Genomic DNA, 17448 nt, shown 5'->3' with positions numbered 1-17448 from the left:
CTTCCTCCCATCATGACTCAAGTAAACTTTACCGCACAATGAACTTCTGGGCAGAACAGCAGTCTGCATTTTATATTTTCATGAATTAATGAAATATAATTATGGATAGACGTTCTGCTGGCATCAGTGGTCAATACGCAAGATCAGATAATAATTATAACCGACCTGGTGGCCATGTTACTTCTTCCAGGCGTGGTCGATACAGACATAGCACGGTCAGGCAGTGGGATGATACCCCACGCACTAACCCGGGGCGTAATAAATTTTACCGTTCTTCTGATGCATGCCCTTCTCAACATCTACAGCGCCATTCAATAAACCCTGCCCAAGATTTTAATGCGCTCATCAAACAGGAAATAATGGATGATCTGGTGAGTAAATCGGAGCGATTCGGTCATCGCTATGATGGGAGAAATCACGCCATGTATGCCAATTCAATTAAACAATACACATCAGCTGCTAAAAGACCGTTAAATCGAGCTGAACAAAGCCAGCTGACAGGTCTGCTGCAAAATTTTACCATAACACGGCGTTGGGACTGGCGAAGCCTGACGACAACACTCCATTCATTGACTTCTGCAGGTGTTTTTACCCCCTCATAACCCCATGGAAGAGCGTGTCAAGCATACTCAAGCCGCCTTATTGTCAACGCTACTTGATGCAATAATATTCAAGTGCAACCAAAAACCTCAAGTCAGGGACATTGATGCCCGGGGAATCGCCAACCTGTTGTGGGCCCTGGCGAAACTGGTGGACAACGGGCAGGAGCGAACAGCAGAGCTCAAAAAGGCCGTGGCCGTGTTGTTGCCCCATGTGAACGCACAGAAAAAACAATTTATTCCTCAGGGAATCGCCAACCTGCTGTGGGCTATGGCGAAACTGGTGGACAACGGGCTGGAGCGAACACCAGGGTTCACAGAGACCATGACCGCGCTGTTGCCCCATGTGAACGCACAGAAAGACCAATTTATTCCTCAGCACATCGCCAACCTGCTGTGGGCCATGGCGAAACTGGGTGAACTCGTTGAACTGAAAATGGCTACCTCTGTATTCGAATCGCTTGTCTATCGAATCCCTAAGAACCTTCAGTTTTCTCAGGAAGAGATATCGATGTCTCTCTGGGGAGTCATGGTATGCTGTGCCAGGTTGGCTCTAGACTCCAATGCCAATAAAAATAACGTACTTGAAAAACACATGGATGACCTGTTGACTCGCCTGGAAAATACCTCGCCAGATAATAAAGAGGATCGATCCATCATGATCATGGCCGCAAGTTGGCTTGGCAGAGCGTGTCCGTTCGTCCGCCATTACCAGAAAGCCATTTCAAAAACCCAGGCCGACTTCCGCGATCAACTCCAATCATGCATTCCATCTTTGCGGATTGAAGAAGAAAACAAACAGTCAGTAATCGCCTTCCTCCCATCATGACTCAAGTAAACTTTTCCGTAAAATGAACTTCTGAGCAGAACAGCAGTCTGCTTTTTATATTTTCATGAATTAATGAAATATAATTATGGATAAAAGTTCTGCTGGTATCAGTGGTCAATACACAAGATCAAATAACAGTTGCAACCAACCGAATGGCCAGGCCCCCTCTTCAAGGCGTGGGCGATACAGAAATGCCACAGTCAGACAATGGGATACCCTTCCCCGCACTGCACCGCGTCACAATGAATTTTATCAGTCTTCTGGCACACGCGCTTATCAACATCTACAGTGCCGTTCAGTAAACACTGCTCAAGATTTTAATGCCCTCATCAAACCAGAAATAATGGATGATCTGGTGCGTAAATCGAACCGTTTCGGTCATCGCTATGATGGGAGAAATCACGGGCAATATGCCAGTTCAATTAAACAATACACGTCAGCTGCTAAAAGACCGTTAAATCGAACAGAACAAAGCCAGCTGATGCGTTTGCTGCAAAATTTTACCGCAACGCGGAGCTGGAATTGGCGAAGCCTGACGACAACACTGCACTCATTGACTTCAGCGGGTGTTTTTACCCTTCATAAACCCATGGATGAGCGAGTTAAACTTACTCAGACTATCTTATTGTCAACACTTCTTGATGCAATAATATTCAAGTGCAACCAAAAGCCGCCAGCCAGGGATATTGATACCCGGGGAATTGCCAACCTGCTGTGGGCCATGGCAAAACTGGTGGACAACGGGCAGGCACAGACACCAGAACTCAAAGAGGCCATGGCCGAGCTGTTGCCCCTCGTAAACGCACAGAAAGACCAATTTATTCCGCAGCATATCGCCAACCTGCTGTGGGCCATGGCGAAACTGGTGGACAAAGGCCAGGAGCAGACACCAGAGTTCAAAAAGACCGTCGCCTCGCTGTTGCCCCTGGTGAACGCACAGAAAAACCAATTTACTGCCCAGGGGATTGTCAACCTGCTGTAGGCCATGGCGAAACTGGTGGACAACGGGCAGGAACGGACGCCAGAGCTCAACGAGGCCGTTGCGTCGCTGTTGCCCCACGTGAACACACAGAAAGACCAATTTATTCCTCAGCATATCGCCAACCTGCTGTGGGCCATGGCGAAACTGGTGGACAACGGGCAGGAGCGGACACCAGTGCTCAACGAGGCCGTAGCTGCCCTGTTGCCCCTCATGAACGCAAAGAAAAACCAACTTAATGTCCAGGGCATTGTCAACCTGCTGTGGGCCATGTCGAAACTGGTGGACAACGGGCTGCTGACACCAGAGCTCAAAAGGGCCTTGGCCACGCTGTTGCCCCACGTGAACGCACAGAAAGACCAATTTATTCCTCAGCATATCGCCAACCTGCTATGGACCATGGCGAAACTGGCGGAAAATACGCAGCAGCAGACACCAGGGCTCAACGAGGCAGTGGCCGCCCTGTTGCCTCTCGTGAACGCGCAGAAAGACCAATTTATTCCTCAGCATATCGCCAACCTGCTGTGGGCCATGGCGAAACTGGTGGACAACGGGCAGGAGCTGACACCCGGGCTCAACGAGGCCATGACCGCGCTGTTGTCCCAGGTGAACGTACAGAAAGACCAATTTACTGCTCAGGGAATTGCCAACCTGCTGTGGGCCATGGCAAAACTGGTGGACAACGGTCAGGATCGGACACCAGAGATCAACGAGGCCGTGGCTGAGCTGCTGCCCTACGTGAACACACAGAAGTACCAATTTATTCCTCAGCATATCGCCAGCCTGCTGTGGGCCATGGCGAAACTGGTGGACAACGGGCAGGAGCAAACACCACGGCTCAAAGAGGCCTTGGCCGCGCTGTTGCCCCACGTGAACACACAGAAGGACCAATTTATTCCTCAGCATATCGCCAGCCTGCTGTGGGCCATGGCGAAACTGGTGGACAACGGGCTGGAGCTGACACCCGGGCTCAACGAGGCCATGACCGTGCTGTTGCCCCACGTGAACGTACAGAAAGACCAATTTACTCCTCAGGGAATTGCCAACCTGCTGTGGGCCATGGCAAAACTGGTGGACAACGGTCAGGATCGGACACCAGAGCTCAATGAGGCCGTGGCCGCACTGTTGTCCCACGTGAATTCACAGAAAGACCAATTTATTCCTCAGAATATCGCCAACCTGCTGTGGGCCATGGCAAAACTGGTGGACAACGGGCAGGAGCCGACACCAGAACTCAAAGAGGCCGTGGCCGCGCTGTTGCCCTGCGTGAACGCACAGAAAGACCAATTTAATGCCCAGGGTATTGCCAACCTGCTGTGGGCCACGGCCAAACTGGGTGAACTCATTGAGCTGAACCTGGCTATCTCTACGTTTGAATCGCTTGTCTATCGAATCAGTGAGAAGCTTCAGTTTTCTCAGGAAGAGATATCGATGTCTCTCTGGGGAGTCATGGTATGCTGTGCCAGGTTGTCTCTAGACTGCAATGCCAATAAAAATAACGTGCTTGAAAAGCACATGAACGACCTGTTTACCCGTCTGGAAAATACATTCCTGCACAATGAAGAGGATCAACGCACCATTGTCCTGGCCGCAAGTTGGCTTGGCAGAGCGTGTCCGGTCGTCCCCCATTACCAGACAACCATTTCAAATACCCAAGCCGACTTCCGCGATCATCTCCAATCATCTATTCCATCTTTGAAGATTGAAGAAGAAAAGAGTCTGAACTCATTACCTCCGGTTGACCTGCTTCTGACAGATCACAACATGGTTCTTGAAGTTCAGGGACCGGGTCATTACGTAGGTGGTGATTTCAAAACCAGGAATGGTTCGACTCTGCTGAAAATCGCACTGTTGCAAAAAGCAGGATTTGAAGTCATTGAAATTCCGGTTAACAGGCTCTTGAGTCAGGATTTAATGAAACCATACATTGATCAAATAAAGACCAGAATAGGCATTCCGCCACAGGAGCATGGCTCTGTATCACTTAAAAGAGGGTGGACAGATGCTGCATACGTGACTGGTGAAGAACATATAGCAAAGCAAAGCAACCCGGCAAAGAGGAAGAAAACAGGCAGCCAATAATTGCCTTCCTCTCATCATGACTCAAGTAAACTTTGCCGCACAATGAACTTCTGGGCAGAACAGCAGTCTGTATTTTATATTTTCATGAATTAATGAAATATAATTATGGATAAAAATTCTGCTGGTATCAGTGGTCAATACGCAAGATCAAAAAACAGTTGCAACCAACCGAATGGCCATACCCCTTCTTCAGGGCGTGGGCGATACAGACATGCCACAGTCAGACAATGGGAAACCCTCCCCCGCACTGCACTGAGTCGCAATGAATTTTATCAGTCTTCTGGCACACGCTCTTATCAACATCTACAGTGCCGTTCAGTAAACTCTGCTCAAGATTTTAATGCCCTCATCAAACAGGAAATAATGGATGATCTGGTGAGTAAATCGAATCGTTTCGGTCATCGCTATGATGGGAGAAATCACGGGCACTATGCCAGTTCAATTAAAAAATACACGTTAGCTGTTCAAAGACCGTTAAATCGAACAGAACAAAGCCAGCTGATGCGTTTGCTGCAAAATTTTACCGCAACCCGGAGCTGGAATTGGCGAAGCCTGACGACAACATTTCATTCATTTACTTCAGCGGGTGTTTTTACCCTTCATAAACCCATGGATGGGCATGTTAAGCTCACTCAAGCTGCCTTATTGTCAACGCTACTTGATGCAATAATATTTAACTGCAACCAAAAACCTGCTGCCAGAAATATTGATGCCCTGGGTATCGTCAACCTGCTGTGGGCCATGGCGAAACTGGTGGACAACGGGCCGGAGCGGATAGCAGAGTGCAAAGAGGCCGTGGCCGTGTTGTTGCCCCATGTGAACGCACAGAAAAAACAATTTATTCCTCAGGGAATCGCCAACCTGCTATGGGCCATGGCAAAACTGTTGGACAACGGACAGGAGCGGACACCAGGGCTCAACGAGGCCGTGGCCGCATTGTTGCCCCAGGTGATCGCTCAGAAAGCTAACTTTACACCACAAGAAATCGCCAACCTGCTATGGGCCATGGCCAAACTGGTAGACAACGGGCAGGAGCTGACACCAGGGCTCAACGAGGCCGTGGCCGCCTTGTTGCCCCAAGTGATCGCTCAGAAAACTGACTTTACACCGCAGGGGATCGCCAATCTCCTATGGGCCATGGCAAAACTGGTGGACAACGGGCAGGAACGGACGCCAGAGTTCAATGATGTAGTGGCCGCCCTGTTGCCCCATGTAAACGCACAACAAGCTCATTTTAACCCCCAGGAAATCGCCAACCTGCTCTGGGCCATGGCGAAACTGGTGGATAACAGGCAGGAGCAGACGCCAGAGCTCAACGAGGCTGTGGTTGCGCTGTTGCCCTGCGTGAACGCACAGAAAGCTCACTTTAAACCACAGGAAATCACCAATCTGCTGTGGGCCATGGCGAAACTGGTGGATAACGGGCAGGAGCGGATACCAGAGCTCAACGAGGCCGTGGCTGTGTTGTTGCCCCTTGTGAACGCACAGAAAGAACAATTTATTCCTCAGGGAATCGCCAGCCTGCTGTGGGCCATAGCGAAACTGGTGGACAACGAGCAGGAGCGGACGCCAGAGCTCAACGAGGCCGTGGCCTCGCTGTTGCACCACGTGAACACACAGAAAGACCAATTTATTCCTCAGCATATCGCCAACCTGCTGTGGGCCATGGCGAAACTGGTGAACAACGGACAGGAGTGGACACCAGAGTTCAACAAGGCCGTGGCCGTGCTGTTGCCCCACGTGAACGCACAGAAAGCTAACTTTAAACCTCAGGAAATCAGCAACCTGCTGTGGGCCATGGCGAAACTGGTGGACAACGGGCAGGAGCCGACACCAGAGCTCAAAAGGGCCTTGGCCGCGCTGTTGCCCCACGTGAACGCACAGAAAGACCAATTTATTCCTCAGCATATCGCCAACCTGCTATGGACCATGGCGAAACTGATGGAAAATACGCAGCAGCAGACACCAGGGCTCAACGAGGCAGTGGCCGCCCTGTTGCCTCTCGTGAACGCGCAGAAAGACCAATATATTCCTCAGCATATCGCCAACCTGCTGTGGGCCATGGCGAAACTGGTGGACAACGGGCAGGAGCAGACACCTGGGCTCAAAGTGGCCGTGGCCGTGCTGTTGCCCCTCGTGAACACACAGAAAGACCAATTTAAGGCCCAGGGCATCGCCAACCTGCTGTGGGCCATGGCAAAACTGGTGGACAACGGGCAGGCACAGACACCAGAACTCAAAGAGACCGTGGCCGCGCTGTTGCCCCACGTGAACGCACAGAAAGCCCACTTTAAACCACAGGGAATCGCTAACCTGCTGTGGGCCATGGCGAAACTGGTGGACAGCGGGCAGAAGCAGACACCAGAACTCAAAGAGGCCGTGGCCGCGCTGTTGCCCCACGTGAACGCACAGAAAGACCAATTTTTTCTTCAGCAAACTGCCAACCTGCTGTGGGCCATGGCGAAACTGGTGGACAAAGGGCTGGAGAAAACACCAGAGCTCAACGAGGCCGTGGCTGCCCTGTTGCCCCACGTAAATGCACAGAAAGAACAATTTACTCCCCAGCATATCACTAACCTGCTGTGGGCCATGGCAAAACTTGTGGGCAACGGGTACGAACAGACACCAGTGTTCAACCAAGCGGTGGCTGCACTGTTGCCCCTCGTGAACGCACAGAAAGACCAATTTAATGCCCAGGGTATTGCCAACCTGCTCTGGGCCACGGCCAAACTGGGTGAACTCATTGAGCTGAACCTGGCTACCTCTACGTTCGAATCGCTCGTCTATCGAATCAATGAGAAGCTTCAGTTTTCTCAGGAAGAGATATCGATGTCTCTCTGGGGAGTCATGGTATGCTGTGCCAGGTTGTCTCTAGACTCCAATGCCAATAAAAATAACGTGCTTGAAAAGCACATGAACGACCTGTTCACCCGTCTGGAAAATACATTCCTGCACAATGAAGAGGATCAACGCACCATTGTCCTGGCCGCAAGTTGGCTTGGCAGAGCGTGTCCGGTCGTCCCCCATTACCAGACAACCATTTCAAATACCCAAGCCGAATTCCGCGATCAACTCCAATCATCTATTCCATCTTTGAAGATTGAAGAAGAAAAGAGTCTGAACTCACTGCCTCCGGTTGACCTGCTTCTGACAGATCACAACATGGTTCTTGAAGTTCAGGGACCGGGTCATTACGTAGGTGGTGATTTCAAAACCAGGAATGGTTCGACTCTGCTGAAAATCGCACTGTTGCAAAAAGCAGGATTTGAAGTCATTGAAATTCCGGTTAACAGGCTCTTGAGTCAGGATTTAATGAAACCATACATTGATCAAATAAAGACCAGAATAGGCATTCCGCCACAGGAGCATGGCTCTGTATCACTTAAAAGAGGGTGGACAGATGCTGCATACGTGACTGGTGAAGAACATTTAGCAGAGCAAAGCAACCCGGCAAAGAGGAAGAAAACAAACAACCAGTAATCGCCTTCCTCCCATCATGACTCAAGTAAACTTTGCCGCACAATGAACTTCTGGGCAGAGCAGCAGTCTGCTTTTTATATTTTCATTAATTAATGAAATATAATTATGGATAGACGTTCTGCTGGTATCAGTGGTCAATACGCAAGATCAGGTAACGGTTACAACCAACCGAATGACCATGCCCCTTCTTCAGGGCGTGGGCGATATAGACATGCCACAGTCAGACAGCGGGGTAGTCACCCCCGCTCTACCCCGGGATGTAATGAATTTCACCATTCTTCTGGCACACGCCCTTCTCAATACTTAATACACCGTTCAGTAAACTCTGCTCAAGATTTTAATACCCTCATCAAACCAGAAATAATGGATGGTCTGGTGAATAAATCGGATCGTTTCGGCCATCGCTATGATGGGAGAAATCACGGGCAATATGCCAGTTCAATTAAAAAATACTCGTCAGCGTCTAAAAGACCGTTAAACCGAACAGAACAAAGCCAGCTGATGCGTTTGCTTAACAATTTTACTGTAACACGGAGCTGGAATTGGCGAAGCCTGACGACAACACTTCACTCATTTACTTCAGCAGGTGTTTTTACCCCTCATAAACCCATGAATGAGCGTGTTCAGCACACTCAAGCGGCCTTATTGTCGACGCTATTTGATGCAATAATATTTAACTGCAACCAAAAATCTGAAGCCAGGAATATTGATGCCCAGGGAATCACTAACCTGCTGTGGGCCATGGCGAAACTGGTGGACAACGGGCAAAAGTGGACACCGGGGCTCAAAGAGGCCGTGACTGCGCTGTTGCCCCAAGTGGCCGCAAGGCAAGACCAATTTAATGCCCAGGGGATCTCCAACCTGCTGTGGGCGATGGCGAAACTGGTGGACAACGGGCTGGAGCGGACACCAGAGCTCAACGAGGCCGTAGCCTTGCTGTTGCCCCGCGTGAACGCACAGAAAGATCAATTTATTCCTCAGCATCTCGCCAACCTGTTGTGGGCCATGGCGAAACTGGTGGATAACGGGCTGGAGCAGACACCAGAGCTCAACGAGGCCGTGGCCGTGCTGTTGCTCCACGTGAACGCACAGAAAGCTCACTTTAAACCTCAGGAAATCACCAACCTGCTGTGGGCCATAGCGAAACTGGTGGGCAACGGGCAAGAGCAGACACCAGAGTTCAACGAGGCCCTGGCCGCGCTGTTGCCCCTCGTGAACGCACAGAAAGCTCACTTTAAACCTCAGATGATTGCCAACCTGCTGTGGGCCATGGCGAAACTGGTGGACCACGGCCAGGAGCAGACACCAGAACTCAACGAGGCCTTGGCCGCGCTGTTGCCCCTCGTGAATGCACAGAAAACTAATTTTAAACCAAAGGAAATCGCCAACCTGCTGTGGGCCATGGCGAAAATGGTAGGCAATGGACAGGAGCGCACACCAGGACTCAAAGAGGTCGTGGCCGGGCTGTTGCCCCACGTGAACGTAAAGAAAGACCAATTTAATGCCCAGGGTATCACCAACCTGCTGTGGGCCATGGCGAAACTGGTGGACAACGGGCAGGAGCACACACCAGAGCTTAAAGAGGCCGTGGCCGCGCTGTTGCCCCACGTGAACGCACAGAAAGACCGATTTAATGCCCAGGCCATCGTCAACCTGCTGTGGGCCATGGCAAAACTGGTGGACCACGGGCTGGAGCGGACACCAGAGCTTAACGAGGCCGTGGCGGCGTCGTTGCCCCACGTGGACGCACATAAAGCTAACTTTAAACCTCAGGAAATCGCCAACCTGCTGTGGGCGATGGCGAAACTGGTCGACAACGGTCAGGAGCAGACACCAGAGCTCAAAGAAGCAGTGACCGCGTTGTTGCGCCACGTGAGCGCACAGAAAGCAAACTTTAAACCTCAGGAAATCACCAACCTGCTGTGGGCCATGGCGAAACTGGTGGACAACGGGCAGGAGCAGACAACAGAGCTCAACGAGGCCGTGGCCGCGCTGTTGCCCCAAGTGAACGCACAAAAAGACCAATTTATTCCTCAGCACATCGCCAACCTGCTGTGGGCCATGGCGAAACTGGTGGACAGCGGGCTGGAGCAGAGACCAGAACTCAACGAGGCCTTGGCTACCCTGTTGCCCCTCGTGAACGCACAGAAAGACCAATTTAATACCCAGGGCATTGCCAACCTGCTGTGGGCCATGGCGAAACTGGTGGACAACGGGCTGGAGCGGACACCAGGGTTCAAACAGGCCGCCGCCGCCTTGCTGCCACTCCTGAACGCACAGAAAAACCGACTTAATGCCCAGGGCATTGCCAACCTGCTGTGGGCCATGGCGAAGCTGGTGGACAACGCGCAGGAGCGGACACCAGAGCTCAACGAGGCTGTGGTCGTGCTGCTGCCTCTCGTGAACGCACAAAAAGCTAACTTTAAATCACAGGAAATCGCTAACCTGCTGTGGGCCATGGCGAAACTGGGTGAACTCGTTGAGCTGAACGTGGTTACCTCTACGTTCGAATCGCTTGTCTATCGAATCAGTGAGAGCCCTCAGTTATCTCAGAAAGAGATATCGATGTCTCTCTGGGGAGTAATGCTCTGCTGTGCCAGGTTGTTTCTAGACTCCAATAAAGATAACGTGCTTGAGAAGCACATGGATGACCTGTTCACTCGCCTGGAAAATACATTGCCAGATAATGAAGAGGATCAATCCATCATCACCATGGCTGCAAGTTGGCTTGGCAGAACCTGTCCGGTCATTCCCCATTACCAGACGACCATTTCAAAAACCCAGGCCGACTTCCGCGATCAACTCCAATCATCTATTCCATCTCTGAAGATTGACGAAGAAAAGAGTCTGAACTCATTACCCCCGGTTGACCTGTTTCTGCCAGATCACAACATGGTGATTGAAGTTCAAGGACCGTCTCATTATGTGGGTGGTGATTTCAAAACCAGGAAGGGTTCGACTCTGCTGAAAATCGCACTGTGGCAAAAAGCAGGATTTGAGGTCATTGAAATCCCGACTAACCAGCTTTTGAAGAAAGATTTAATGAAACCCTATATTGATCAAATAAAGATCAGGATAGGCATCCCGCCACAGGAGCATGGCTTTGTATCACATAAAAGAGCGTGGACAGATGCTGCATACGTTACTGCTGAAGAACATTTAGCAGAGCAAACCAACCCGGCAAAGAGGAAGAAAACAAACAGTCAGTAATCGCCTGCCACCCATCATGACTCAAGTAAACTTTTTTGCACAATGAACTTCTGAGCAGGACAGCAGTCTGCTTTTTATATTTTCATGAATGAATGAAATATAATTATGGATAAAAGTTCTGCTGGTATCAGTGGTCAATACACAAGATCAAATAACAGTTACAGCCAACCTAATGGCCATGCCCCTTCTTCAAGGCGTGGGCGACACAGACATGCCACAGTCAGACAATGGAATCATCCCCCCCGCACTGCACCGGTTCGCAATGAATTTTACCATTCTTCTGACACACGCTCTTATCAACATCTACAGTTTCGTTCAGTAAACTCTGCTCAAGATTTTAATGCCTTCATCAAACAGGAAATAATAGATGATCTGGTGAGTAAATCGAATCGTTTCAGCCATCGCTATGATGGGAGAAATCATGGGCAATATGCCAGTTCAATTAAAAAATACACGACAACTGCTAAAAGACCGTTAAATCGAACAGAACAAAGCCAGCTGATGCGTTTGCTGCAAAATTATACCGCAACACGGAGCTGGAATTGGCGAAGCCTGTCGACAACACTGCACTCATTTACTTCAGCAGGCGTTTTTACCCTTCATAAACCCATGGATGAGCGTGTTCAGCTCACTCAAGCTGCCTTATTATCGACGCTACTGGATGCAATAATATTCAAGTGCAACCAAAAACCTGAAGCCAGTGATATTAGTGCTCAGGGTATCGCTAACCAGCTGTGGGCCATGGCGAAACTGGTGGACAACGGGCAGGAGCAGACAGAAGAGCTCAAACAGGCTGTGGCCGCATTGTTGCCCCACGTAAACGTACAGAAAGACCAATTTGTTCCTCAGGCTATCGCCAACCTGGTGTGGGCCATGGCGAAAATGGTAGACAACGGACAGGAACACACACCAGAACTCAAAGAGACCGTAGCCGCACTGTTACCCCGCGTGACCGCACAGAAAGCCCAGTTTAATGCCCAGGGTATCGCCAACCTGCTGTGGGCCATGGCGAAACTGGTGGACAACGGGCTGGAGCGGACAGCAGAGCTCAAAAAGGCCGTGGCCTTGTTGTTGCCCCATGTGAACGCACAGAAAAAACAATTTATTCCTCAGGCCATCGCCAACCTGCTGTGGGCCATGGCGAAACTGGTGGACATCGGCCAGAAGCGGACACCAGGGCTCAACGAAGCCGTGGCCGCCCTGTTGCCCGAAGTGAACGCACAGAAAAAGCAATTTATTCCTCAGGCTATCGCCAACCTGCTGTGGGCCATGGCAAAACTGGTGGATAACAGGCAGGAGCAGACACCAGAGCTCAACGAGGCCGTGGCCACGCTGTTGCCCCGTATAAAGGCACAGAAAGACCAGTTTATGCCTCAGAATATCGCCAACCTGCTGTGGGCCATAGCGAAACTGGTGGACAACGGGCAGGAGTCGACACCAGAGCTCAACGAGGCCGTGGCCGTGCTGTTGCCCCAAGTGAACGCACAGAAAGACCAGTTTATTCCTCAGCATATCGCCAACCTGCTGTGTGCCCTGGCGAAACTGGTGGACAACGGGCAGGAGCAGACAGCAGGGCTCAAAGAGTCCGTGGCCACCCTATTGCCCCGTATAAAGGCACAGAAAGCGAACTTTACACCACAGGAAAACGTCAACTTGCTGTGGGCCATGGCGAAACTGGTGGACAACGGGTACGAGCGGACACCAGAATTCAAAGAGGCCATGGCCGCGCTGTTGCCTTGCGTGAACGCACAGAAAGGCCAATTTAATGCCCAGGGTATCCCCAACCTGCTGTGGTCCATGGCGAAACTGGTGATCAACGGCCAGGAGAGTTCACTTGGGCTCAACAAAACGTTGGCCGTGCTGTTGCCCCATGTGAGCGCACAGAAATACCACTTAAATGCCCAGGGTATCGCTATTCTGCTGTGGGCCATGGCGAAACTGGTGGACAATGGCCAGGAGCTGACACCGAGGCTCAATGAGGCCCTGGGAGCGCTGTTGCCTCTCGTGAACGTAAAGAAAGACCAATTTATTCCTCAGCATATCGCCAACCTGCTGTGGGCCATGGCAAAACTGATTGACAACGGTCAGGAGTGGACACCAGAGCTCAACGAGGCTGTGGCCGCTCTATTGCCCCACGTGCACTTACAGAAAGCTAACTTTAAACCACAGGAAATCGCCAACCTGCTATGGGCCACGGCGAAACTGGTGGACAGCGGGCAGGAGAAGATACCAGGGCTCATGGAGGCCGCAGCCGCGCTGTTGCCCCACGTGAACGCACAGAAAGCTGACTTTACACCACCGGCAATCACCAACCTGCTGTGGGTCATGGCAAAACTGGCGAACAATGGGCAGGAGCTGACACCAGAGCTCAAAGAAATCGTGTCCGCGCTGTTGCGCCACGTGAACGCACAGGAAGCTCACTTTAAACCACAGGAAATCACCAACCTGCTGTGGGCCATGGCGAAACTGGTGGATAACGGGCAGGAGCTGACCGCAGGGCTCAAAGAGGCTGTGGCCGTGTTGTTGCCCCACGTAAACGTACAGAAAGATCAATTTGTTCCTCAGGCTATCGCCAACCTGCTGTGGGCCATGGCGAAACTGGTGGACAACGGGCACGAGCAGACACCAGAGTTCAACGAAGCGGTGGCTGCGCTGTTGACCTGCGTAATCGTACAAAAAGCTAACTTTAAACCACAGGAAATCACCAACCTGCTGTGGGCCATGGCGAAACTGGTGGACAACGGGCAGGAACAGACACCAAGGCTCAACGAGGCTGTGGTTGCGCTGTTGCCCCTCGTGAACGCACAGAAAGACCAATTTAATGCCCAGGGTATTGCCAACCTACTGTGGGCCACGGCCAAACTGGGTGAACTCGTTGAACTGAACGTGGCTACCTCTGTATTCGAATCGCTTGTCTATCGAATCCCTAAGAACCTTCAGTTTTCTCAGGAAGAGATATCGATGTCTCTCTGGGGAGTCATGGTATGCTGTGCCAGGTTGGCTCTAGGCTCCAATGCCAATAAAAATAACGTACTTGAAAAACACATGGATGACCTGTTGACTCGCCTGGAAAATACCTCGCCAGATAATAAAGAGGATCGATCCATCATGATCATGGCCGCAAGTTGGCTTGGCAGAGCGTGTCCGTTCGTCCGCCATTACCAGAAAGCCATTTCAAAAACCCAGGCCGACTTCCGCGATCAACTCCAATCATGCATTCCATCTTTGCGGATTGAAGAAGAAAAGAGCCTGAACTCATTACCTCCGGTTGACCTGCTTCTGCCAGATCACAACATGGTGATTGAAGTTCAGGGACCGTCTCATTACGTGGGTGGTGATTTCAACACCAGGAATGGTTCGACTCTGCTGAAAATCGCACTGCTGAAAAAATCAGGATTTGAGGTCATTGAAATCCCGGTTAACCGGCTTTTGAACAAAGATTTAATGAAACCCTATATTGATCAAATAAAGACCAGGATAGGCATCCCCCCACAGGAGCCTGGCTCTGTATCATTTAATAGAGGGTGGACAGATGCTGCATACGTGACTGGTGAAGAACATTTAGAACAGCAAACCACCCCAGCAAAAAAGAAGAAGAAGAGAAGAAGAAAACAAACAGTCAGTAATCGCCTGCCTCCTATCATGACTCAAGTAAACTTTTCCGTAAAATGAACTTCTGAGCAGAACAGCAGTCTGCTTTTTATATTTTCATGAATTAATGAAATATAATTATGGATAGAAGTTCTGCTGGTATCAGTGATCAATACAAAAGATCAAATAACAGTTACAACCAACCGAATGGCCATGCCACTTCTTCAAGGCGTGGGCGATACAGACATACCACAGTCAGACCATGGGATAATCCCACCCGCACTGCCCCGGGTCGCAATGAATATTACCATTCTTCTGGCACACGCTCCTATCAACATCTACAGTGCCGTTCAGTAAACTCTGCTCAAGATTTTAACGCCCTCATCAAACCAGAAACAATGGCTGGTCTGGTGAGGAAATCGGAACGTTTCGGTCATCGCTATGATGGGAGAAATCACGGGCACTATGCCAGTTCAATTAAAAAATACACGTCAGCTGCTAAAAGACCGTTAAATCAAGCGGAACAAAGCCAGCTGATGCATTTGCTGCAAAATTTCACAGCAACCCGGAGCTGGAATTGGCGAAGCCTGACGACAACATTTCATTCATTTACTTCAGCGGGTGTTTTTACCCTTCATAAACCCATGGATGGGCATGTTAAGCTCACTCAAGTTGCCTTATTGTCAACGCTACTTGATGCAATAATATTTAACTGTAACCAAAAACCTGAAGCCAGGGATATTGATGCCCCGGGAATCGCCAACCTGCTGTGGGCCATGGCGAAACTGGTGGACAACGGGCACGAGCAGACACCAGAGTTCAACGAAGCGGTGGCTGCGCTGTTGACCTGCGTAATCGTACAAAAAGCAAACTTTAAACCACAGGAAATCACCAACCTGCTCTGGGCCATGGCGAAACTGGTGGACAACGGGCAGGAGCCGACACCAGAGCTCAAAAGGGCCTTGGCCGCGCTGTTGCCCCACGTGAACGCACAAAAAGAGCAATTTATTCCTCAGCATATCGCCAACCTGCTATGGACCATGGCGAAACTGGTGGAAAATACGCAGCAGCAGACACCAGGGCTCAACGAGGCAGTGGCCGCCCTGTTGCCTCTCGTGAACGCGCAGAAAGACCAATTTATTCCTCGGCATATCGCCAACCTGCTGTGGGCCATGGCGAAACTGGTGGACAACGGGCAGGAGCAGACACCAGGGCTCAAAGTGGCCGTGGCCGTCCTGTTGCCCCTCGTGAACGCACAGAAAGACCAATTTAAGGCCCAGGGCATCGCCAACCTGCTGTGGGCCATGGCAAAACTGGTGGACAACGGGCAGGAGCCGACACCAGAACTCAAAGAGGCCGTGGCCGCGCTGTTGCCCCACGTGAACACACAGAACGCTCACTTTAAACCACAGGGTATCGCTAACCTGCTGTGGGCCATGGCGAAACTGGTGGACAGCGGGCAGAAGCAGACACCAGAACTCAAAGAGGCCGTGGCCGCGCTGTTGCCCCACGTGAACGCACAGAAAGACCAATTTTTTCTTCAGCAAACTGCCAACCTGCTGTGGGCCATGGCGAAACTGGTGGACAAAGGGCTGGAGAAAACACCAGAGCTCAACGAGGCCGTGGCCGCGCTGTTGCCCAGCGTGAACGCACAGAAAGACCAATTTATTCCCCAGCATATCACCAATCTGCTGTGGGCCATGGCAAAACTTGTGGGCAACGGGTACGAACAGACACCAGTGTTCAGCGAAGCGGTGGCTGCGCTGTTGACCTGCGTGAACGGACAGAAAGACCAATTTAATGCCCAGGGTATTGCCAACCTGCTGTGGGCCACGGCCAAACTGGGTGAACTCATTGAGCTGAACCTGGCTACCTCTACGTTCGAATCGCTTGTCTATCGAATCAGTGAGAAGCTTCAGTTTTCTCAGGAAGAGATATCGATGTCTCTCTGGGGAGTCATGGTATGCTGTGCCAGGTTGTCTCTAGACTCCAATGCCAATAAAAATAACGTGCTTGAAAAGCACATGGACGACCTGTTTACCCGTCTGGCAAATACATTCCTGCACAATGAAGAGGATCAACGCACCATAGTACTGGCCGCAAGTTGGCTTGGCAGAGCGTGTCCGGTCGTCCCCCATTACCAGACAACCATTTCAAATACCCAAGCCGACTTCCGCGATCAACTCCAATCATCTATTCCATCTTTGAAGATTGAAGAAGAAAAGAGTCTGAACTCATTACCTCCGGTTGACCTGCTTCTGACAGATCACAACATGGTTCTTGAAGTTCAGGGACCGGGTCATTACGTAGGTGGTGATTTCAAAACCAGGAATGGTTCGACTCTGCTGAAAATCGCACTGTTGCAAAAAGCAGGATTTGAGGTCATTGAAATTCCGGTTAACAGGCTCTTGAGTCAGGATTTAATGAAACTATACATTGATCAAATAAAGACCAGAATAGGTATTCCGCCACATGAGCATGGCTCTGTATCACTTAAAAGAAGGTGGACAGATGCTGCATGGGTTACTGGTGAAGAACATTTAGGAGAGCAAACTAACCCGGCAAAGAGGCAGAAAACAAACAGTCAACAATCGCCTTCCTCTCATCATGATTCAAGTAAACTTTTCCGCAAAATGAACTTCTGAGCAGAACAGCAGTCTGCTTTTTATATTTTCATG

8 protein-coding genes are annotated in these 17448 nt (G+C 50.6%); all 8 read left to right on the top strand.

Translation table 11 applies throughout. From position 1 onward, the window contains the following. The first annotated feature begins 101 nt into the window (after positions 1–101). On the top strand, positions 102–602 hold the full coding sequence (locus O3276_RS02920; RefSeq protein WP_269674293.1) for a hypothetical protein: 501 nt from the start codon (positions 102–104) through the stop codon (positions 600–602). Between the two features lie 4 nt (positions 603–606). Beyond that, positions 607–1428 carry a hypothetical protein gene (locus O3276_RS02915; protein WP_269674292.1) on the top strand — a complete coding sequence of 274 codons (822 nt, stop codon included), beginning with the start codon at positions 607–609 and terminating at the stop codon, positions 1426–1428. A gap of 85 nt (positions 1429–1513) precedes the next feature. Next, a complete protein-coding gene (locus O3276_RS02910; RefSeq protein ID WP_269674291.1) occupies positions 1514–2410 on the top strand; it encodes a hypothetical protein in 897 nt (298 codons plus the stop codon). Positions 2411–2413: 3 nt separating this feature from the next. Further along, the gene (locus O3276_RS02905; protein WP_269674290.1) at positions 2414–4489 is read left to right on the top strand and encodes a DUF1601 domain-containing protein; all 2076 of its coding nucleotides are present in this window, start codon (positions 2414–2416) and stop codon (positions 4487–4489) included. A 105-nt stretch (positions 4490–4594) separates the two neighbouring features. After that, positions 4595–7969, top strand: a complete 3375-nt coding sequence (locus tag O3276_RS02900; protein ID WP_269674289.1) for a DUF1601 domain-containing protein — start codon at positions 4595–4597, stop codon at positions 7967–7969. Positions 7970–8074: 105 nt separating this feature from the next. Beyond that, the gene (locus O3276_RS02895; RefSeq protein ID WP_269674288.1) at positions 8075–11179 is read left to right on the top strand and encodes a DUF1601 domain-containing protein; all 3105 of its coding nucleotides are present in this window, start codon (positions 8075–8077) and stop codon (positions 11177–11179) included. A 105-nt stretch (positions 11180–11284) separates the two neighbouring features. Continuing rightward, entirely contained in the window at positions 11285–14851 is a 3567-nt protein-coding gene (locus O3276_RS02890; RefSeq protein WP_269674287.1) for an RAP domain-containing protein, read from the top strand. Positions 14852–14910: 59 nt separating this feature from the next. After that, on the top strand, positions 14911–17415 hold the full coding sequence (locus tag O3276_RS02885) for a DUF1601 domain-containing protein (protein ID WP_269674286.1): 2505 nt from the start codon (positions 14911–14913) through the stop codon (positions 17413–17415). Positions 17416–17448: the final 33 nt, after the last annotated feature.

Origin of the sequence: Endozoicomonas sp. GU-1 (assembly GCF_027366395.1) — a bacterium.
In the GTDB taxonomy this organism is placed as follows: domain Bacteria; phylum Pseudomonadota; class Gammaproteobacteria; order Pseudomonadales; family Endozoicomonadaceae; genus Endozoicomonas.
Note: the sequence above shows the minus strand (reverse complement) of the source record. Positions and strands in the feature narration are given on the sequence as shown.

Coding starts and splice junctions, on each gene's coding strand:
- O3276_RS02920 (WP_269674293.1), top strand. CDS start 102: ATGGATAGACGTTCTGCTGGCATCAGTGGTCAATACGCAAGATCAGAT.
- O3276_RS02915 (WP_269674292.1), top strand. CDS start 607: ATGGAAGAGCGTGTCAAGCATACTCAAGCCGCCTTATTGTCAACGCTA.
- O3276_RS02910 (WP_269674291.1), top strand. CDS start 1,514: ATGGATAAAAGTTCTGCTGGTATCAGTGGTCAATACACAAGATCAAAT.
- O3276_RS02905 (WP_269674290.1), top strand. CDS start 2,414: ATGGCGAAACTGGTGGACAACGGGCAGGAACGGACGCCAGAGCTCAAC.
- O3276_RS02900 (WP_269674289.1), top strand. CDS start 4,595: ATGGATAAAAATTCTGCTGGTATCAGTGGTCAATACGCAAGATCAAAA.
- O3276_RS02895 (WP_269674288.1), top strand. CDS start 8,075: ATGGATAGACGTTCTGCTGGTATCAGTGGTCAATACGCAAGATCAGGT.
- O3276_RS02890 (WP_269674287.1), top strand. CDS start 11,285: ATGGATAAAAGTTCTGCTGGTATCAGTGGTCAATACACAAGATCAAAT.
- O3276_RS02885 (WP_269674286.1), top strand. CDS start 14,911: ATGGATAGAAGTTCTGCTGGTATCAGTGATCAATACAAAAGATCAAAT.